Origin of the sequence: Mesorhizobium huakuii, assembly GCF_014189455.1 — a bacterium.
Taxonomy (GTDB): domain Bacteria; phylum Pseudomonadota; class Alphaproteobacteria; order Rhizobiales; family Rhizobiaceae; genus Mesorhizobium; species Mesorhizobium huakuii_A.
The window spans coordinates 1,890,461-1,908,621 of sequence record NZ_CP050296.1 but is presented as its reverse complement, the minus strand read 5'-3'; the positions used below and the strand labels follow the sequence as shown (position 1 = coordinate 1,908,621).

Genomic DNA, 18,161 nt, shown 5'->3' with positions numbered 1-18,161 from the left:
GACAAGTGCCCTTGACGTGGGCGGACGATCCGAGCCGCTCTTTCTTGAACTCAGTAACCTGGGAATGCAGGTTCGAGCGGTCCGGCGGATGCAGCGATCTTTTGCTTGAAGGCAACGCTTGTGGAGGTGATGGTCTCCGATATCTCTGCGCCATTGCTGTCGGCGCCGTAGACGAGGCGAACGGCCTCGCGATTGAGTTCTTCGGGCGGGCCATCGAAGACGACCTTGCCGGCGGCCATGCCGATAATGCGGTTGCAATAGGCGCGGGCGGTATCCAGCGTATGCAGATTGGTGACGACGGTGATGCCTTCGCGCAGATTGATGTCCTGCAGCGAATCCATCACCACCTTGGCGTTGAGCGGGTCGAGCGAGGCGATCGGCTCGTCGGCGAGGATCACCTTGGGCTGCTGCATCAGGGCACGGGCGATGGCGACGCGTTGCTGCTGTCCGCCGGACAAGGTGCCGGCGGGCTGAAGTGCGGTGCGGGCGATGTCGAGCCGCTCGAGCGCGGCGACGGCCTCGGCGCATTCGGCGCGCGAGAACATGCCGAGCAGGTTGGACAGGGTCGAACGGTGGTTCAGTTTGCCAAGCAGCACATTGGTCAGCACGTCGAGGCGCGGCACCAGGTTGAACTGCTGGAAGATCATGGCGCAGTCGCGCTGCCATCGCCGCAGCGGTGAGCCACGCAGCTGGGAGACCTCGGCGCCGTCAAAAAAAATCGACCCCTGGCTGGGGTCGACAAGACGGTTGATCATGCGAAGAAGGGTCGATTTGCCGGCGCCCGAACGGCCGATGACGCCGACCATCTGACCCTGCGGGATCGAGATGTTGACGTCGCTGACGGCGGTGTTCTTGCCAAATCGTCGGCTGACACCGCGGATTTCGAGCGTGGCAGAGCTTGCTGACATGAGCAGGTTCCAGTCCGGACCTTATTGATCGTCAGGCATTCGCCTAGCGCAGCCACATGAACCTGCCGTGTCGCCACCATGTCAGTTTTGTTACGCTCCACAGGCGCGACAGCCGGCACGCTTTGCAGGCATTCAGCCGAGCACCAGCAATTCCTCGAAATGCTTCATGTCGCGGAAGGCGCAGAAGGCGGGCGCCTTGATCTCGATCACCGGCGCCTGCCTTGCGAAAAGGGCGAGGCTATCGTCGAACAGCGCCTGCCATGCCGCTGCCCTGTCGTCTGCCAGACGCTGGATCTGATAGGCGAAGGTGATGTGGAAGACATAAGCGTCGTGATCGGGGTGCCGGTAGCCGAACGGCACCGCCAGCGCATCGCGCCATTGACGCATGATGCGCACGTCCTCGTCGGTCGCGCCGGCCACGGCAAGGCCGGTCGGCACGATTTCGACCACCTTGATGTTGAACGGGCCAAGGCCCTCGAAACCTTTCAGCCGTTCCAGATAGAGCCGGGTCATCGCATCGATGCTGGTGTCGAGCGGCACGTCCTGCGGCCAGTAGGGCAAGCGGCGGCGATATTCGATGATGCCCTGGAACAGCGTCATGTGCAGGCTGGAAACGGGCGTGAAGGCGAGCCGGTCGGCGTCGGGCATCGCCAGCATCTTGTCGCGCGCCGCAAGCACCACAGCCTCGGACGGCGAACCGCTGACGAGATGGCTGACGACGGTGTTGCCGGGCTCGGTCAGAAAATTGCCTGAGGTGTCGTAGCGCGTGCCGAGATGCGTCGGCGGCATCGGATTGGAGCCGGCAAAGAACCCGGCGAGTGAGGGTGTGACAGTGTCGAGCATGGCGATCTCCTTGGGGAGATGGCGTCCTGTCCGAGTCATGTGTCAAGGATGTGAAATTGTCGAATGTTCAAAACCATATATCGAGCCGCGAGCAAGACATGCCAACACAAGCGACACTCGTCAGTAAAAGGTATCGTGCCCATCTATTGCAATGCGAAGACGCTGGTCTACCTCGCTCCTCCAAATTGTCGTGCTTTCCTAGCCTTAGCTTGTCAGCCTGGCTTACCTGTAAGTTGCGCAAGGACCCACAGCATATAGAGCGGGGCTATTGCCGCCGTCAACAAAATACAACCTAGTATCATCAGCGTTACTGAAGAGCCAACATCGGATTGCCTCCAACGCTTAGCTGCAAGCTTAATCACCAGAATTCCCAACGCGACCAACCCAAGTCCAATGAAAAGAGGTATTACGACAATAAAGGTCACATATGCTCCATGGCACTGGGTTGGGTGACTATTAGTCCGATGAAAACACCATTCGCGTCAACCATGCTTCTCCAGAAACGCCTCGGCGGACAGCTCACGGAAGTCCTCTAGGCAAGCACGCAGCCTGGCATGGTCCCAGTCCCACCAGGCAAGCGCCTGGTAGCGTTCGGCGGTGCGGCGGTCGAAGCGTTCGCGGATCAGTTTGGCCGGTACGCCGGCGACGATGGTGTAGGGCGCGACATCCTTCGAGACCACCGCGCCGGCACCGACCGCGGCACCATCGCCGACAGTGACGCCGGGCAGGACGGTCGAGCCGTGGCCGAGCCAGGTGTCGTGGCCGATGGTGACGCGCTTGGCGCGGCGCTGGGCGAAGAACTCGCTCTCGTGTTCGGCGTCGTCCCAATAGTCCGAGGCGCGGTAGGTGAAGTGGTGCAGCGTCGGCCGCCAGGTCGGGTGGTTGGTGGCATTGAGGCGCACCGCGGCGGCAATGTTGGCAAACTTGCCGATCGTCGCGCACCAGACGGCGCAGTCCTGCATCATGTAGGAATAGTCGCCGAGTTCGCTTTCCGAGACCCGGCTGCGCTCGGCGATTTCGGTCCAGCGGCCGAGCGTCGAATTGTGCACCTCCGCCGTTGGGTGAACCAGCGGCGTCTCCGACAATTTCATGGTCATGCGGCGAGTTTTCCCGGAGCAAAAGCGGTGACGTCGATGATGCGGTCGGCCACCGCCTCGCGCACATCATGGTCGTGGAAGATGCCAAGCAGAGCGACGCCTGCCGCCTTCTTGGCGGCGATGAGTGCGATCACAACGTCGCGGTTGGTGGCATCGAGCGAGGCGGTCGGTTCGTCGAGCAGCAGGATCGGGTGCTCGGTGATGAAGCCGCGTGCGATGTTGACGCGCTGCTGTTCGCCGCCGGAGAAGGTCGCCGGCGGCAGTGCCCAGAGCTTTTCCGGCAAATGGAGCTGCGCCAGCAGGGCGCGCGCCTTGCCTCTGGCTGTCTCGCGCTCCTCGCCGCGCTCGACCAGCGGCTCGGCGACGACATCCAGCGCCGAGACGCGCGGCACGGTGCGCAGGAACTGGCTGACATAGCCGATCGTTTGCCGGCGTACGGCAAGCACTGTGCGCGGACTGGCATGGGCGAGATCGATCAGCCCATCCTCGTGCCTGACGATGATCTGGCCCTCGTCGACGGCATAGTTGCCGTAGAGCATTTTCAGGATCGAGCTCTTGCCGGCGCCGGACGGGCCGCCGAGCACAGTGCATTCGCCTGCCTTGATCGAGAACGAGACACCGGCGACGACAGGCAGTTTGATGCCATCGCGCAGATGCATGGTGAAGCTCTTGGCGACGTCGGAAACAACGAGTGGCGTCGGCATGGTTACACCTGGAGGATCGAGGAAACGAGAAGCTGCGTGTAGGGCGCGCGCGGGTCGTCGAGCACGCGGTCGGTGAGGCCGCTTTCGACGACTCGGCCGTCTTTCATCACCATCATGCGCTGCGACAGAAGCCGTGCGACGGCGAGGTCGTGGGTGACGACGATTGCCGCCAGACCGAGGTCGGTGACCAGTCCGCGCAAAAGGTCGAGCAGGCGCGCCTGCACCGAGACGTCGAGGCCGCCGGTCGGCTCATCCATGAACACCAGCCGTGGGCCGGTGACGAGGTTGCGGGCGATCTGCAGGCGCTGGCGCATGCCGCCGGAAAAGGCGCGCGGCTCGTCGTCGATGCGGTCTTGCTCGATCTCGACGCGCGACAGCCAGTCGACCGCCGTGGCGCGGATCTTGCCGTAGTGGCGGTCGCCTACCGCCATCAGCCGTTCGCCGACATTGGCGCCGGCCGACACGGTCATGCGCAGGCCGTCGGCTGGGTTCTGATGGACAAAGCCCCAGTCGGTGCGCATCAGGAAGCGGCGCTCGGCCTCGCTCATGCGGTAGAGCTCGCGGAACTGGCCGTCGCGCATGCGGTAGCTGGCGGTGCCCGACGAAGGCAGCAGTCGCGTCGACAGGCAGTTCAGCAGCGTCGTCTTGCCAGAGCCGGATTCGCCGACGACGGCCAGGACTTCGCCCGGCCACAGGTCGAAGGAGACGTTGTCGCAGCCGACGCGCGAGCCGTAGAATTTGGAGAGCGCCGAGACGCGCAGCAGCGGTTCGTCGGTCATTGTGCCGGCTCCATTTTTTCCGAGACAGAATGGGTTTCCGGGGCAAGATGACCGCGATGGCCGTCGGCCCGCCGCTTTTCGCAATGGTCGGTGTCGGAGCAGACGAACATGTGGCCGCCATGGTCGTCGAGGATGACCTCGTCGAGATAGACGTTCTCGGCCGCGCACAGCGCGCAGGGTTGATCGAAGGTCTGCACCTCGAACGGATGATCCTCGAAGTCGAGGCTGACGACTTCGGTGAAGGGCGGCACCGCGTAGATGCGCTTCTCGCGGCCGGCGCCGAACAGCTGCAAGGCCGGTGACCGGTGCATCTTGGGATTGTCGAATTTCGGTGTCGGCGAGGGATCCATCACATAGCGGCCCTCGACCTTCACCGGATAGGCATAGGTGGTGGCGATGCGGCCGTGCTTGGCGATGTCCTCGTAGAGCTTCACATGCATGAGGCCGTATTCCTCCAGCGCATGCATCTTGCGCGTTTCGGTCTCGCGCGGCTCGAGGAAGCGCAGCGGCTCGGGGATCGGCACCTGGTAGACCAGCACCTGGCCCGCGGTGAGCGGGTGTTCGGGGATGCGGTGGCGGGTTTGGATGATGGTGGCGCTGGCGGTGTCGGTGGTGACAGCGACATTGGCGACCTTCTTGAAGAAGGCACGGATGGAGACCGCGTTTGTGGTGTCGTCGGCGCCCTGGTCGATGACCTTCAGCACATCGTCTGGGCCGATGATCGAGGCGGTGACCTGGACGCCGCCGGTGCCCCAGCCATAGGGCATCGGCATTTCGCGCGAGGCGAAGGGCACCTGATAGCCGGGGATGGCGATGCCCTTGAGGATCGCGCGGCGGATCATCCTTTTGGTCTGCTCGTCGAGATAGGCGAAGTTGTAGGTGGCGATGTCGGTCATGGCGATCACATCCGCTTTGTGCTATTGAATTGGCGTCCAGGACGCGGAAACAGGGGCGAATTCAGATGAACTCGACCGGATGGATGCATCTCGGAATTGTGCTGCTGGTGTTCGCCGGCGTCGTTCTCTTTTTCCTTCGGCGCATGATTCTTCCCGCGCCAAAAGGGGGCTCTCACGGTGAGTCCATAGGCATCGGCAATGGTGACTACTCCGGGTATGATAGCTATGGCGGTCATTCCCACGACGGTGGCGGCCATGGGGGCGGGCACTAAGTTCATTGCGCAGCCTCCAATCCCTTGGCATAGCGCGCCAGCCGCTCGGTGAGCGTGCCGGTGTGCAGTTCGAACATGTGGTTGTCGTCGTCGTAGAAATAGATCGAGCGACCTTCACCCTCGACACGTGGGCGTGGCGGGCGCATGTCGAGGCCTAGTCTGCCGACGCGTTCGGCGTAGCGGTCGAAATCGGCGCCATCGATCTTGAAGGCGATGTGGTTGTAGCTGCGCTCCGGCAGCTTCTCGCCCTGCATGATGGCGATCCAGATGTCGCCGATCAGGAAGAATTTTTCGCGCTCCAGCGAGAACTGCGCGGCGTCGCTGGCATAGACCTCGCGCGCGTCGAAGACGCCCTCGAGGATGGCAGTCATCCGGTCTAGATCGCGCACGATGAAGGTCATGTGGGACAGGCCTTCGATCATTCCGCCGCCTCCCGCTTTTCTTCGACCTTCGCGGGGTTTTCGCGGGCTTCGTACTCGGCGCGCATACGGCGCACCAGATCGAGTTCGGCCTGGAAGTCGACATAGTGCGGCAGCTTCAGATGCTCGACAAAACCGGTCGCCTGGACATTGTCAGAATGCGAGATCACGAATTCCTCGTCCTGGGCGGCGGCGACAATGTCCTCGCCGAGCTCGGAGGCGCGCAGCGCGCGGTCGCACAGCGCCATGGCCATCGCCTTGCGCTCACTCTGACCGAAGACGAGGCCGTAGCCGCGGGTGAATTGCGGCGGCGCCTTGGCCGAGCCCTTGAACTGGTTGACCATCTGGCATTCGGTGACCCGCACCGTGCCGAGGGGGGCGGCGAAGGGCAGTTCGGGGACATCGAGTTCCAGCTCGACCTCGCCGATGCGGATTTCGCCGACAAAGGGATGGTTGCGGGCATAGCCGCGCTGGGTGGAATAGCCGAGCGCCAGCAAGAAACCCTCATCGCCGCGTGACAGCGCCTGCAGGCGGATGTCGCGCGCCATCGGGAATTCCAGCGGCTCGCGGGTGATGTCGCCGGGGACATGGTCCTGCGGCATCTCGCCATCCGGCTCGATAAGGCCTTCGCGGGCAAGGATCGCCGAGACGCGCGGCATGGCCTGCGCTTCCGTCTCGCGCTGCAAGGGTTCGGCGACATCGGCGCCGGCGGCAAGTTCGGGATCGAGCAGGCGATGCGTGTAGTCGAAGGTCGGACCCAGCAGCTGACCACCGGGCAGGTCCTTGTAGGTCGCCGAGACGCGCCGTTCGACCCGCATCGCGCTGGTGTCGATGGCCTTGCTGTAGCCGAAGCGCGGCAGCGTGGTGCGATAGGCGCGCACCAGGAAGATCGCCTCGATCATGTCTCCGCGGGCCTGGACGATCGCGAGCGCGGCGAGTTCACGGTCGTAGAGCGAGCCTTCGCTCATCACCCGGTCGACGCCGAGCGCCAGCTGCTCGACGATCTGGTCGAGGCGCAGCGCCGGTACCGAACGGTCGCCGCGCCGGCGATCGGCCAGCAGACTGTGGGCGTTGGCGATTGCGGCTTCGCCGCCTTTTACCGCGACATACATCTTACGCCTCCATCGTCTTGATGCGCGTCGTGCGCGGCAGGCAGGCTATGCCTTCCGACGTGGCGAGGATGATGTCGACGCCACGCGGAAAGCGCTTGTTGTTCTGCTTCCACTGCTCAGTGAAATGGCGCGGCATCTGCGCCGGCGCGATCGTGGCGCTGGTTTCGATGCCGGGGCCCTCAAGCAACAGCGGAACGCCCGAGGTGAGGTCGCCGACCTGGAGGATCAGCGTGGTCGACCTGTCGGGATAGTCCTGCGTTCCCTGCGAAAAGCCGTCGAGCGCCATCATCTCGGCCGGCGTGGCGACAAAGGCGAAATGCGCATCGGCCGGCGTATTGGCCAGCGGCGCGCCAGAGTGGAAGCCAAGCCAGGAGATGACCGCGGCAGACGCGTGCAAGGCCGGGTCGAGCCAAAGCGGCGTGTCGTTGTCGCAGAGCGCCAGCGCGATGGCGCCTGATGTTGCCGAGAGCGGCGCCGGCGGGCGGGCCAGGGCCGGCAGAGGCTGCACGCTGCCCGGCCGCGCCATCGCATCCATGACCGCGCGAAACACGGTCTGGGCGTTGAAGACCGGATCGGCGAAACCGCCCTCGATCGATTGCGCTGCGATATCCATCAGTCTTCTCCGCGAACCATGGTGAAGAAATCCACCTTTGTCGCCGCCGTCTCGGCGCGGCGTTTTTCATGTGCAGTCGTGAGCGCCGACCGCAAAGGCGCGATCAGCCTGGCCTCGACCTCGGCGCGGCGGGCAGGGTCCTGCCACAGCGCGTCGGCTATTGCCGCCAGCTTTGCCTTCTGCTTGTCGCGGCCAAGCGCGTAGCAATGGCCGACCTGTCCGGACGGCAGCCGGACGGTGGCCCGGGTGACGGTCGCCTCGCCGACATTGAACGGCGCGCCGCCGCCGCCGATGCGGCCGCGCAGCGTCACCAGCCCGGTCTCGGGACCGCGCAGCAGTTCGGCTTGCGAAGGCAGGCCGGCCTCGTTCCAGAGCCGGACGATGTCGTCACCGCTCGATTGCGCGAGCGTCGCCATGGCGGCCTTGCGTTCGGCCTGGTCGCGGGCTTCCTGTCCTCGCATCGGCAGCATTCCTCTTTGCTAAATTTGTCTATTGATATAGACAACTATACAAATTATACATATTACCTAACGCGAGTCCATGACGGGTGGATGACAAACAGTAGAAGCTTGGGGGCGATTCATGATCGGAAGACAGGAAGCCGACAGCATCGAACGACGTAGCGGCGTCTCCCTGTGGCGGCAGATCGCCGACAGGATCCTGCAGGCGATCGCCACCGGCGATTTCGCCGAGAATGCGGCGCTGCCGCCGGAGGTGGCACTGGCCGAGCGCTATGGCGTCAACCGCCACACGGTGCGCAGCGCCATATCGGCGCTTGTGCAGGAAGGCGTGCTGCGGGCCGAGCAGGGGCGCGGCACCTTCGTGTTGTCGCGCAAGCGGCTGTCCTATCCGATCGGCGCGCGCACGCGCTTTTCAACGGGCCTGCAGGGGCAGACCTCGGAACGGCACATCGTGCTGCTCGCCTCTGCGGTCGAGCCGGCGAGCCAGCGTGTCGCCGAGGGGCTTGGCCTGGCCAGGGGCGCCGAGGTGATCAGGTTGGAGACACGCGGCGAGGCCGATGGACGGGCTGTGTCGCGCGCTGCCGGCTGGTTCGAGGCCAGACGCTTTGCCGGCATCGACAAGGCGATGGCTGAGACGGGCTCAATCACCGCGTCGCTGGCCCGCTTCGGCATAGACGACTATCTCCGGCAATCGACCGTGCTGTCGGCGCGCCACGCCGATGCGGCCGACCTTGCCGACCTCGACCTGCAGCCGGGCGCCATCGTGCTGGTCACGGTGGCCGTCAACGTCACGCCGGACGGCCAGCCGATCCAGTTTTCCGAGACGCGTTTCTCGGCCGAGCGGGTCGAGCTGAAGCTGTCGGCGCTGTAGGGAGTGCCAGCTTTACACGAGACCGTGATTTATCCGACCCACGCTGGTGTTAGAACAGCTCGGTCGCGCCCGCCTGTCAGCGGCTTCTCATATGAGGACCGGCTTCCCCCACTCCGTCGCTGCTTCGCAGCGCCACCTCTCCCCCTCCGGAGGGAGAGGAAGGGAGCCCGCTGGCGGCGGGAGAAGGAGGGAGTCTGGTCGAGGAGCGTTGGCGGCAAAAGGCTCGCGCCTTCCTCTAACCCGTCGATCGGGGGAGAGGTGGCTCGGCGAAGCCGAGACGGAGTGGGGGGTCGACCTGCGCGGGGCGTCGTCAATTCGGGCCGGGTTCACCACCTGCCATGTTATGACCCCACCTCGATCACGGCCTTGATCAGGCCAGATTTCTCATGCGCCCAGCGGGCGAGATCGCTCGGCGTGCCGGCCAGCGTGGTGCGGTGGGTGACGAGTTTTGCCAGCGGCACGCTGCCGTTGCGGATCGAGGCGGCGACGTGGTCGAAATCGGCCTTCAGCGCATTGCGGCTGCCGACCAGCGTCATCTCGCGCTTGTGGAATTCCGGGTCGGAAAAGACGATGTCGTCCTTGACGACGCTGACCAGCACCAGCGTGCCGCCATGCGCGACATGGGCGAAGGCCGATTGCACCGACTGGGTGTTGCCGGTGGCGTCGAAGACCACGTCGAAGCCTTCGCCTGATGTCGCCTCCTTGACCAGATCGGGCACCGCTCCGCGCGAGCCGTCGAGGATACTGAAACCAAGTTCGCTTTCGGCGAAAGCGAGACGTTCACTGCTCATGTCGAGCAGCGTTACGTCGAGGCCGGCAATGCGGGCGAAGATAGCGTTGCCAAGCCCGATCGGGCCGGCGCCGATGACCAGCGCGCGGGCACCGGGCTCGGCGCGGGCACGACGTACTGCGTGCGCGCCGATGGCCAGGAATTCGACGGCGGCGGCGTCGGCCAGCGACAGGCCATTGGCCGGATACAGATTCTGTGCCGGCACAAGGATATGTTCGCACATGGCGCCGTCGCGATGCACGCCGAGCACTTCGATCCTGACGCAGCAATTCGGCTTGCCGTGCCGACAGGCGATGCATTTGCCGCAGGAGAGATAGGGGTTGATGACGACCGGTTCGCTGACGGCAAGATCGACGCCCTCGCCAGTCTCGACGATCGTTCCCGAGACTTCATGGCCCATGATGCGGGGGTAGACGAGGAACGGGTGCTTGCCCTCGAAAATGTGGTAGTCGGTGCCGCAGATGCCGACATGGCTGACCGCGACCAGCGCCCAGCCGGCTGGCGGCGAACCGGGTGCGGGGCGGTCTTCCAGGACAAGCTCGCCGGGCGAGCGGCAGACGACGGCTTTCATGCTTCAATCCAGTCAAGGTTCATAAAAGCGCCGGCCCGTCATGACAGGCCGGCGATCGATCTCGGTGGTGATCACTTGCCGCCGCGGCGGCGCAACCCGTCGAAATAGACGATGACGATGATCAGCACGCCGGTGATGATGCGCTGCCAGAAGGCGTTGACGTTGAGCAGGTTGGCGCCGTTGTTGATGGTGGCGAGGATGAAGGCGCCGAGCAGCGGTCCGTGCACCGAGCCAACCGCGCCGAACAGCGAGGTGCCGCCAATGACCGAAGACGCGATCGCCTGCAGTTCCCAGCCCTCGGCCTGGGTCGGGTTGCCGATGCCGATGCGCGAGGCGAGCAACACGCCGACAAAAGCCGCGCACAGGCCCGACAGCGTGTAGGCCATGTAGATGGTGCGCTGGACATTGACGCCCGACAGGCGCGAGGCCTCGGCATTGGAGCCGACCGAGAAGAGATAGCGGCCCCAGCGGCTGTGATGCAGGAAGATATAGGCCGGAATGCCGACCAGGATGACCATCCAGAACAAATTGGGGACGCCGAGGAAAGAGTTGCGCGAGAACTCCTGGAAGGCATCGTTGTTGATCGAGATCGAGTTGCCGTTGGTCATCAGAAGGCCGATGCCGCGCAGCGATGTCAGCGTCGCCAGCGTGATGATGAAGGGCGGCAGCCCCATCTTGACGATGCCGAAGCCATGGAACAGGCCGATGGCAACGCCGACCAGCAGCGTGATCAGGATGGCGAGGAAGACGGGTATGCCGGCATTGATCAGCATCGCCGCAATGACGGTGGCAAAGCCGACCACGGCGCCGACCGACAGATCGATGCCGCCGGTGATGATGACGAAGGTCTGGCCGACCGCCAGGATGGCGATCATCGAACCCTGACGCAAAAGGTTCGAGATGTTGTTGGCCGAGGCGAAGCTCGATGTCGACAGCGACAGGATGACCCAGAGCAGCACCAGCAGCGCCAGGAGCGTCAGCCCGAACAGGGCGTTGTAATTGCGCTTGGGCTTTTCGGCAGGAATCGCCTCGGTGCTCATATCTTTCCTCCCAGCTTTTCTTGTTTCTCGGCGAGCGCCTGTGTGAGAATTTCCTCGTGATCGGCGGTGCGGAATCCGTGTGTCGCCACCAGCTTGCCACGGCGGAACACATGCAGCGTGTCGGCCAGTTCATAGACTTCCGGCAGATAGGACGAGATCAGGATGATGCCGGCGCCCTTCGACAACAGCGCGCCGAACAGGCGGTAGATCTCGGCCTTGGTGCCAACATCGACGCCGACCGTAGGCTCGTCGAAGATGAACAGCTTGGCGCCATGCGCCAGCCATTTGCCGATGACGATCTTCTGCTGGTTGCCGCCCGACAGGCTGGAGGCCAGCGCATGGCGTGTCGGCGTCTTGATGCGGAGATCGGCGATCTGGCGGTCGGCCTGGGTCTTTTCCTGTGCGCCGGAGATCAACAGATTGTTCGAGATGCGCTTGTAGATCGGCAGGTTGAGATTGAGGCCGACCGGCAAATTGAGGCAGAGGCCCTGGTCGCGGCGGCTTTCCGGCGCCAGCGCCATGCCGAGCTTGATCGCGTCATGCTCGGAATTGATCTGAACCGGCTTGCCCTCCCACAGGATCTGGCCGGCCGATTTCTTGTGACGCCCATAGAGTGTGGTGACGAACTCGCTGCGTCCGGCGCCGATCAGCCCGTAAAGCCCGACGATCTCGCCGGCGCGGACTGTCATCGAGACATTTTCGAAGCCCTTGCCCGACAGGTTCCTGGCTTCGACGATCGCGGCGCCAGGCGTGAAGTGCTCCTTGTGATAGACCTGCTCAATCGAGCGGTTGATCATCAGCTTGACCAGTTCGGCGTCGTTGGTCTCGGCGATGTTGCGGGTGCCGACCAGCGTGCCGTCACGCAGCACGGAGACGCGATCGGCCAGCTCGAAGACTTCCTCCATGCGATGGCTGATGTAGATGATGGTCACGCCTTCGGACTTCAGCCGGCGGATCAGGGTGAAGAGCTGGTCGGCCTCCTTGCGGGTGAGGTAGGCGGTCGGCTCATCGAAGATCAGGAATTTGGTGCCGCGCACGGTGGCGCGGGCGGCGGCGATCAGCTGCTGCTGGCCGATGGTGAGGTCGCCGAGCACGACATGCGCCGGCAGGTCGAAGCCGAGATCGTCGATGATCTTCTGCGCTTCCTTGACCATGGCGCGCTGCTGCAGGATGCCGAAGCGCGAATTCTCCTCGCCGAGGAACATGTTGGCGGCAACGGTCAAATGACGGCAGAGCACGACTTCCTGGTGCACGGCATTGATGCCGAGCGCCATCGCCTCGTGCGGGGTCGCCAGCGCCGCCGGCTTGCCTTCCCAGATGACCTCGCCGGAGGTGCGCGGCATGACGCCGGTCAGAAGCTTGATCAGGGTGGATTTGCCGGCACCGTTCTCACCGACAATGGCGTGGATTTCGCCGGACTTGAAAGCCAGCGTGACCGGCTTCAGCGCATGGGTGCCGGGATATTTCTTCTCGAGGCCGCGCAGTTCGAGGATCGTTCTGCCCGGCTCCAGCACGGGGGCAGGGTGCAGGTCTTGCGCCGTCGATGTCATGACAATCCTCCCAGATTGGCCTCCAGATTGGTCTCACGATCTGGCACGCGGCGAGGCTTTGAAATACCCGCAAGAGCAACCTAGCCCAGGCTGGCGGATTTCCAAACGATATGGCTGTCGTTTCCGGGGCACGAGGCCCCGGAAACGGGTGCGGCTACGCGAAGGCTCAGTTGAGCTTCGGGTTGAGCAGCGCGTCGATCTTGGGTTCCTTCATATTGGCCTTGGTGACGAGGTTGGCACCGGTGTCGACATTGGCCTCGACCTTCTCGCCCTTCGAAGCGGCGAGCGCGGTCTTGATGCCGTCATAGCCCATCCGATAGGGATCCTGGACGACGAGGCCGGAAATGACGCCGTCATTGAGGAACTTGATCAGCTTCTCGTCGCTGTCGAAGCCGATCAGCCCGACCTTACCGGCAAGCTTGTTCTCGGCGATCGCCTGACCGACGCCCTGTGCCATGATCAGGTTGGAGGCGAAGATGCCCTTCAGGTCCGGATTGGCGGTGATCAGGTCGGTCGCGATGTTGAGGCCAGTGGTGGCCTGGCCGTCGGCATATTTGTCGGCGACCAGTTCGAGGCCGGGATATTTGGCCTTGAGCTGTTCCTTGAAGCCCTGGGCGCGCTGCTCGAGCGAGCCGGCGCCGGGCAGCGCGGTGATCAGGGCAACCTTGCCTTCGACCTTGCCGCCATTGGCCGCACCGATGGCCGCTGCAAGACCGTCCGCGGCGACGCGACCGCCCTGGACGTTGTCGGTGGTCAGGAACGAGGTAAAGGCCTTGGAGTCGGCGCTGGAGTCGATGCCGATCACCTTGACCTTGCTTGCTGCCTCGTCGATCGGCTTGCCGAGCGCCTTGGCTTCGGTCGGCGCGATGACGACGGCGGCCGGGTTGCCGGCGACGGCATTCTCAAGGATGGAGATCTGGCCGTTGACGTCGGTTTCAGCCTGGGCGCCGAGCTCCGGCACGTTGACGCCGAGATCCTTGCCGGCCTTGCGGGCACCGGCGAGCACGATCTGCCAGTAGAAGGACGTGGTGTCCTTGACGATGATCGGAATGGTCACGTCCGCCGCCGAAACCGGCGCCGAATGCATGACGCCGGCGAGCATCGAGGCTGCTGCCAGAGCCATCACGGCGCGGCGGTTGAGAATGCTGGTCACGAATTTCATAGGATTCCTCCCTAAGTCGCCTGGTGAACGTTACGGAAGCTCCGTTCGGATAGGCGTGGCCCAAACAGAACTTTATCAATAAAAAACATTTACGCTGTTTTGATAGTGCATCGACCTGGACGATGCAAGCGGTGTTTCGCACCCGACCTCCCATGGCGGGCACAGACACATTCACACGCCGCTCCTCCCCGGACGCAGCCAAACGCTCCCGTTCCGTTCCGCTAACACATGGAATATTAATTCCATGTGTTAGTCAATATGGAACATTCATTCTTTCTGCCGGGTCGCGGGTTTGTGAAGTCGTGCCTCTCCCACCAAAGCCCATAGTGCCGCCTTCACGCCAGCTCCTGCACCACCGTGTAGGGACGATATTTCTGGTATTCCGTCTCCGGCACGTCGATGTCGAGCAGGTCGAGGTTGCGTGTCAGGTTCGCCAGTTTGGCGGTGCCGGTCAGCACGGTGGCGACCGTCGGTTCGTGCAGGGGAAACTGGAACGCTGCCGCCGCCAGAGGGTAACCGCCTTCGCCGGCGATCTTCTCCATGGCATCGACCCGGTCGAGCATATCGCGGCTGGCCGGCAGATAGTCGAAATGCGCGCCTTGCACCGGCCCGGTCGCCAATATGCCGGAGTTGAAGACGCCGCCGATCACCAGTGACGTCTGCTGCTCGCGGCACAGCGGCAGCAGTTCGGCTTCGGCGCTGCGGTCGAGCAAGGAATAGCGGCTGGCGAGCAGGATGCAGTCGAGCGGCGCCCGGCGCATGACGTCGAGGCAGATCTGGACTTCGTTGACGCCAAGCCCATAGGCGGAAATCGTACCGGCCCGCTTCAGCTCCTCGAGCGCCTTGAGCCCGCCATCCATCAACTGGCGAAAGTGCAGCTCGGTCTTCTCGACGCCATGCGTGTAGACGCCGATGTCGTGCACATAGAGGATATCGATCTTGTTCAGACCAAGCCGCGCATAGCTGAACTCGACCGACCGCATGATGCCGTCATAGGAATAGTCGTAGTCGAGCGCGAATGGCAGCGGATCGACATAGGAATGATCGGGCACCTGGCCTTCCGGCACCGGGCGAAACAGACGTCCGACCTTGGTCGACAGCACGTAGGAATCGCGCGGCTTATAGCGCAGGAAGTCGCCGAAGCGGCGTTCGGACAGGCCGAAACCATAGAAGGGCGCGGTGTCGAAATACCGCAAGCCCGCCTCCCAGGCGCCTTGCAGCGTCTCCATCGCCGCTTCGCGCGAACAGGCGCGGTAGATGCCGCCGATCGCAGCACCACCGAAGCTGACCTCGGTGACCTCGAGCGCGGTGTTGCCGATGCGGCGTTTTTCCATGCAAACCCTCCCCGTTGCCGGGCGCAGTCCAGCCCGGCAGTTCTACCACATATGCGTTGAATTCAGAGCGTCGCGCCGAGGTGCCAGGGCACGAACTCGTTGTCGCCGTAGCCGAAATCCTCGCTCTTGGTCTTGCGACCGGAAGCCGTCTCGACGATCAGTTCGAAGATCTCGCGGCCCATGCCGGCGATGGTCTTTTCGCCCGAGGCGATGACGCCGCAATTGACGTCCATGTCCTCTTCCATCTGGTGATACATGGTCGAGTTGGTGGCGACCTTGATCGACGGCGTCGGCCGGCAGCCGAAGCAGGAACCGCGACCTGTGGTGAAGACGATGACATTGGCGCCGCCCGCGACCTGGCCGGTGGCCGAGACCGGGTCGTAACCGGGCGTGTCCATGAACACCAGTCCGTTGCCGGTGACCTTCTCGGCATAGCCGAAGACGCCATTGAGCGGTGTCTGGCCGCCCTTGGCGACCGCGCCCAGCGACTTTTCCAGGATGGTGGTGAGGCCGCCGCGCTTGTTGCCGGGCGAGGGGTTGTTGTCGATCGAGGCGCCATGCTTGGCGACGTGATCTTCCCACCACTTCACATAGCCGTCGAGCTTCTTGGCGATCTCGGGCGTCGCCGCGCGGTAGGCGAGCAGATGCTCGGCGCCGTAGATTTCCGTGGTCTCGGAGAGGATGCCGATGCCGCCGACGCCGGCCAGTATGTCGACAGCCGCGCCCAGCGCCGGATTGGCGGTGATGCCCGACATGCCGTCGGAGCCGCCGCACTGCAGGCCGACGACGATCTCTGAGACCGGGATCGGCTCGCGCTTCAACTGGCCGACTTCCTCGGCGATCTCGGCCAGCACGCCCATCGCCTTTTCCACCGATTTGCGCGATCCGCCGGCGTCCTGGATGTTGAAATGGCGTTTTCCCGCGGCCGCGCCCTTCTGGCCGTAGAGGGTGAGCTGGTTGACCTCGCATCCGAGGCCGACCATCAGCACGCCGCCGAAATTCGGGTGGCGGGCATAGCCGGCAAGCGTGCGGTGCAGCACCATCATGCCGTCGCCAGTGCCGCTCATGCCGCAGCCCTGACCGTGGACGATCGGCACGAAGCCGTCGATGCCTGGATATTTCGGCAGCAAGGTCCGGTTGGCGGTGTCGGCGATGGAATGGCAGACCGTGGCCGAGCAATTGACGCTGGCGATGATGCCGATGAAGTTGCGCGTACCGGCGCGGCCGTCGGCGCGGCGATAACCCATGAAGGTGCGGGCGCGGTCGGCCTCGGTCGCGTGCTCGGCCTCGCTCGGCGGCACCACGGGCAGGCGCCCGGCCTCGAACACCAGATTGTGCGAATGAACGTGTTCGCCCGGTGCGATGTCCTGCGTGGCGCGGCCGATCGCCTGGGCGTATTTGACCACGGCTTCACCGGCGGCAATCGGCTTGATCGCCACCTTGTGGCCGGGCTCGATGATTGCGGTGGTAAGCGCGCCACCCGGCAAAGCGGTGCCGATTTCGATGCGGCCATTGGCAACGGCGACATTGTCGGCGGGGGACAGAAGAATGGTGTTCGAGACGTTCACGGGCGGTTTCCTGGGTGATCCTGGGATGCGCTGATTGACACGCGCCTGTTAAGAGTTAATGTCTTTTATCGTGAAAAAACAGTTTTGCGTCAATTGTTTTTTCGCGGGCGTTCCGCGTGCCCCGGATGTGTGGTGGCGCTGCAAACAATGAACCGGACCCCGGCGAAAGCGATTCCTGCTTCTCAGGGTCACGGGAACGTCATATTGCGCTTCAAGCCGGCCGCCGCAAGCGCCGGCATGGTTGGGTCAGGGGATGTCGAAGAGCAACAACGTCTACAAGGACGCCTACAACAGGTGCCTCAGGCTGCTCGACGAAACGCGCAGCCTGCCGTCGGAACCGGAACTGGGCACACTGCTCGGCGTCAGCCGCACCACCGTGCGCAGCATCCTGGCGCGCATGGAGGAAACCGGGCTGATCGCCTGGAACAAGCGCGCCAAGACGGTGCTGCGCGACCCGCGTCCCGACGACTTCTTCCCCGAGGAAGAGACCGACACGCTGGCCGAGATCATCGAGCGCTCATTCATGCGGCGCCTGCTCGCCGGCGGCGCCGAGGCCGGCATGCAGATCAACGAGCTTGAACTGGCGCGCGAGATCGGCGTCGGCACCACCAGCGTGCGCGAGTTCCTGATCCGCTTCTCGCGCTTCGGCCTGATCGAGAAGCGCCGCAACAGCCATTGGGTGCTGAAGGGTTTTACGCGGGCCTTCGCGCTCGAACTGACCGAGATCCGCGAGATGTTCGAATTGCGCTCGGCGGCTGCCTTCGCCGCTCTGCCGACGGACAGCCCGGTGTGGGCCGATCTCGAACGGCTGGAGGACGAACACCAGCAGCTGGCACGAGAGATCGCCACGCGCTTCAACGCGTTTTCCGAGCTGGACGAGCGCTTCCACCGGCTCATTCACCGTGCCTCGCGCAACCGCTTCATCGTCGATTTCTATGACGTCATCGCCATGATCTTCCATTACCACTACCAGTGGAACAAGGCGCAGGAGCGCGAGCGCAACGAAGTCGCGATCGGTGAGCATCTTGCCTATATCGAGGCGCTCAAATCACGCGATCTCGGCAAGGTCGACGCCGCCTGCCGTAAACACCTGAAGTCGGCAAGGCAGACATTGCTGACATCGATACCGGAAAGCCGTCCGCCGCAAAAATCCTGAGCCGCGTTGCCGCAG

General features: G+C 63.8%; 19 protein-coding genes. 2 read left to right on the top strand and 17 right to left on the bottom strand.

Going from position 1 to position 18,161, the window contains the following annotated elements; genetic code table 11:
• Nucleotides 1–50: 50 nt before the first annotated feature.
• The 11 genes from phnC to phnG all read right to left on the bottom strand — a co-directional run bounded on the left by phnC (nt 51) and on the right by phnG (nt 8,104).
• Nucleotides 51–908 (bottom strand): phosphonate ABC transporter ATP-binding protein, encoded by an 858-nt coding sequence (gene phnC / locus HB778_RS09330; RefSeq protein ID WP_183463260.1) that lies wholly within the window; start codon nt 906–908, stop codon nt 51–53.
• 132 nt (nt 909–1,040) lie between these two features.
• Nucleotides 1,041–1,751 carry a DUF1868 domain-containing protein gene (locus HB778_RS09325; protein WP_183463258.1) on the bottom strand — a complete coding sequence of 237 codons (711 nt, stop codon included), beginning with the start codon at nt 1,749–1,751 and terminating at the stop codon, nt 1,041–1,043.
• Nucleotides 1,752–2,233: 482 nt separating this feature from the next.
• Nucleotides 2,234–2,848, bottom strand: coding sequence for a DapH/DapD/GlmU-related protein (locus HB778_RS09320; RefSeq protein ID WP_183463256.1), 615 nt, complete (start codon nt 2,846–2,848; stop codon nt 2,234–2,236).
• Complete coding sequence (phnL, locus tag HB778_RS09315; protein ID WP_183463254.1) at nt 2,845–3,552, bottom strand: phosphonate C-P lyase system protein PhnL; 708 nt, start codon at nt 3,550–3,552, stop codon at nt 2,845–2,847. Before phnL ends, HB778_RS09320 begins: the two co-directional genes overlap by 4 nt.
• Before the next feature lie 2 nt (nt 3,553–3,554).
• Nucleotides 3,555–4,331 carry a phosphonate C-P lyase system protein PhnK gene (phnK, locus tag HB778_RS09310; RefSeq protein WP_013892928.1) on the bottom strand — a complete coding sequence of 259 codons (777 nt, stop codon included), beginning with the start codon at nt 4,329–4,331 and terminating at the stop codon, nt 3,555–3,557.
• The gene (locus HB778_RS09305) at nt 4,328–5,227 is read right to left on the bottom strand and encodes an alpha-D-ribose 1-methylphosphonate 5-phosphate C-P-lyase PhnJ (RefSeq protein ID WP_183463252.1); all 900 of its coding nucleotides are present in this window, start codon (nt 5,225–5,227) and stop codon (nt 4,328–4,330) included. The genes phnK and HB778_RS09305 overlap by 4 nt, the downstream gene beginning before the upstream one ends.
• A gap of 5 nt (nt 5,228–5,232) precedes the next feature.
• Nucleotides 5,233–5,505: a hypothetical protein gene (locus HB778_RS09300; protein ID WP_183463251.1), complete on the bottom strand. Its 273-nt coding sequence runs from the start codon at nt 5,503–5,505 to the stop codon at nt 5,233–5,235.
• Nucleotides 5,502–5,921: a FosX/FosE/FosI family fosfomycin resistance hydrolase gene (gene fosX / locus HB778_RS09295; protein WP_183463249.1), complete on the bottom strand. Its 420-nt coding sequence runs from the start codon at nt 5,919–5,921 to the stop codon at nt 5,502–5,504. The genes HB778_RS09300 and fosX overlap by 4 nt, the downstream gene beginning before the upstream one ends.
• On the bottom strand, nt 5,918–7,030 hold the full coding sequence (locus HB778_RS09290; RefSeq protein ID WP_183463248.1) for a carbon-phosphorus lyase complex subunit PhnI: 1,113 nt from the start codon (nt 7,028–7,030) through the stop codon (nt 5,918–5,920). Before HB778_RS09290 ends, fosX begins: the two co-directional genes overlap by 4 nt.
• 1 nt (nt 7,031) lies before the next feature.
• Nucleotides 7,032–7,643, bottom strand: coding sequence for a phosphonate C-P lyase system protein PhnH (gene phnH, locus HB778_RS09285; RefSeq protein WP_183463246.1), 612 nt, complete (start codon nt 7,641–7,643; stop codon nt 7,032–7,034).
• Nucleotides 7,643–8,104, bottom strand: a complete 462-nt coding sequence (gene phnG, locus HB778_RS09280; protein WP_027031133.1) for a phosphonate C-P lyase system protein PhnG — start codon at nt 8,102–8,104, stop codon at nt 7,643–7,645. The genes phnH and phnG overlap by 1 nt, the downstream gene beginning before the upstream one ends.
• A gap of 121 nt (nt 8,105–8,225) precedes the next feature.
• Here phnG and phnF point away from each other — a divergent pair, with 121 nt between their 5' ends.
• Nucleotides 8,226–8,975, top strand: a complete 750-nt coding sequence (phnF, locus tag HB778_RS09275; RefSeq protein WP_183463243.1) for a phosphonate metabolism transcriptional regulator PhnF — start codon at nt 8,226–8,228, stop codon at nt 8,973–8,975.
• 341 nt (nt 8,976–9,316) lie between these two features.
• Here phnF and HB778_RS09270 read toward each other — a convergent pair whose 3' ends face one another.
• The 6 genes from HB778_RS09270 to HB778_RS09245 form a co-directional block, all read right to left on the bottom strand.
• Nucleotides 9,317–10,336: a zinc-binding alcohol dehydrogenase family protein gene (locus tag HB778_RS09270; RefSeq protein ID WP_183463241.1), complete on the bottom strand. Its 1,020-nt coding sequence runs from the start codon at nt 10,334–10,336 to the stop codon at nt 9,317–9,319.
• Between the two features lie 71 nt (nt 10,337–10,407).
• The gene (locus tag HB778_RS09265) at nt 10,408–11,376 is read right to left on the bottom strand and encodes an ABC transporter permease (RefSeq protein WP_019861267.1); all 969 of its coding nucleotides are present in this window, start codon (nt 11,374–11,376) and stop codon (nt 10,408–10,410) included.
• Nucleotides 11,373–12,926, bottom strand: a complete 1,554-nt coding sequence (locus HB778_RS09260; RefSeq protein WP_183463240.1) for a sugar ABC transporter ATP-binding protein — start codon at nt 12,924–12,926, stop codon at nt 11,373–11,375. The genes HB778_RS09265 and HB778_RS09260 overlap by 4 nt, the downstream gene beginning before the upstream one ends.
• A gap of 166 nt (nt 12,927–13,092) precedes the next feature.
• Entirely contained in the window at nt 13,093–14,088 is a 996-nt protein-coding gene (locus HB778_RS09255) for an ABC transporter substrate-binding protein (protein ID WP_183463238.1), read from the bottom strand.
• A gap of 335 nt (nt 14,089–14,423) precedes the next feature.
• A complete protein-coding gene (locus tag HB778_RS09250) occupies nt 14,424–15,422 on the bottom strand; it encodes an aldo/keto reductase (RefSeq protein WP_183463236.1) in 999 nt (332 codons plus the stop codon).
• A gap of 62 nt (nt 15,423–15,484) precedes the next feature.
• Entirely contained in the window at nt 15,485–16,990 is a 1,506-nt protein-coding gene (locus tag HB778_RS09245) for a UxaA family hydrolase (RefSeq protein ID WP_183463234.1), read from the bottom strand.
• 253 nt (nt 16,991–17,243) lie between these two features.
• On the opposite strand from HB778_RS09245, the gene HB778_RS09240 reads away from it, so the two are divergent.
• The gene (locus HB778_RS09240; protein ID WP_183463232.1) at nt 17,244–18,146 is read left to right on the top strand and encodes a GntR family transcriptional regulator; all 903 of its coding nucleotides are present in this window, start codon (nt 17,244–17,246) and stop codon (nt 18,144–18,146) included.
• The last annotated feature ends 15 nt before the right edge of the window (nt 18,147–18,161 follow it).

What these genes read in the sequence shown, in the direction of transcription:
- phnK (WP_013892928.1), bottom strand. Translation starts at nt 4,331, where the DNA reads ATGACCGACGAACCGCTGCTGCGCGTCTCGGCGCTCTCCAAATTCTAC.
- HB778_RS09265 (WP_019861267.1), bottom strand. Translation starts at nt 11,376, where the DNA reads ATGAGCACCGAGGCGATTCCTGCCGAAAAGCCCAAGCGCAATTACAAC.
- phnF (WP_183463243.1), top strand. Translation starts at nt 8,226, where the DNA reads ATGATCGGAAGACAGGAAGCCGACAGCATCGAACGACGTAGCGGCGTC.
- HB778_RS09300 (WP_183463251.1), bottom strand. Translation starts at nt 5,505, where the DNA reads ATGAACTTAGTGCCCGCCCCCATGGCCGCCACCGTCGTGGGAATGACC.
- phnG (WP_027031133.1), bottom strand. Translation starts at nt 8,104, where the DNA reads ATGCGAGGACAGGAAGCCCGCGACCAGGCCGAACGCAAGGCCGCCATG.
- HB778_RS09250 (WP_183463236.1), bottom strand. Translation starts at nt 15,422, where the DNA reads ATGGAAAAACGCCGCATCGGCAACACCGCGCTCGAGGTCACCGAGGTC.
- phnL (WP_183463254.1), bottom strand. Translation starts at nt 3,552, where the DNA reads ATGCCGACGCCACTCGTTGTTTCCGACGTCGCCAAGAGCTTCACCATG.
- HB778_RS09290 (WP_183463248.1), bottom strand. Translation starts at nt 7,030, where the DNA reads ATGTATGTCGCGGTAAAAGGCGGCGAAGCCGCAATCGCCAACGCCCAC.
- HB778_RS09320 (WP_183463256.1), bottom strand. Translation starts at nt 2,848, where the DNA reads ATGACCATGAAATTGTCGGAGACGCCGCTGGTTCACCCAACGGCGGAG.
- HB778_RS09260 (WP_183463240.1), bottom strand. Translation starts at nt 12,926, where the DNA reads ATGACATCGACGGCGCAAGACCTGCACCCTGCCCCCGTGCTGGAGCCG.
- HB778_RS09240 (WP_183463232.1), top strand. Translation starts at nt 17,244, where the DNA reads ATGTCGAAGAGCAACAACGTCTACAAGGACGCCTACAACAGGTGCCTC.
- HB778_RS09255 (WP_183463238.1), bottom strand. Translation starts at nt 14,088, where the DNA reads ATGAAATTCGTGACCAGCATTCTCAACCGCCGCGCCGTGATGGCTCTG.
- phnC (WP_183463260.1), bottom strand. Translation starts at nt 908, where the DNA reads ATGTCAGCAAGCTCTGCCACGCTCGAAATCCGCGGTGTCAGCCGACGA.
- HB778_RS09325 (WP_183463258.1), bottom strand. Translation starts at nt 1,751, where the DNA reads ATGCTCGACACTGTCACACCCTCACTCGCCGGGTTCTTTGCCGGCTCC.
- HB778_RS09305 (WP_183463252.1), bottom strand. Translation starts at nt 5,227, where the DNA reads ATGACCGACATCGCCACCTACAACTTCGCCTATCTCGACGAGCAGACC.
- fosX (WP_183463249.1), bottom strand. Translation starts at nt 5,921, where the DNA reads ATGATCGAAGGCCTGTCCCACATGACCTTCATCGTGCGCGATCTAGAC.
- HB778_RS09270 (WP_183463241.1), bottom strand. Translation starts at nt 10,336, where the DNA reads ATGAAAGCCGTCGTCTGCCGCTCGCCCGGCGAGCTTGTCCTGGAAGAC.
- phnH (WP_183463246.1), bottom strand. Translation starts at nt 7,643, where the DNA reads ATGGATATCGCAGCGCAATCGATCGAGGGCGGTTTCGCCGATCCGGTC.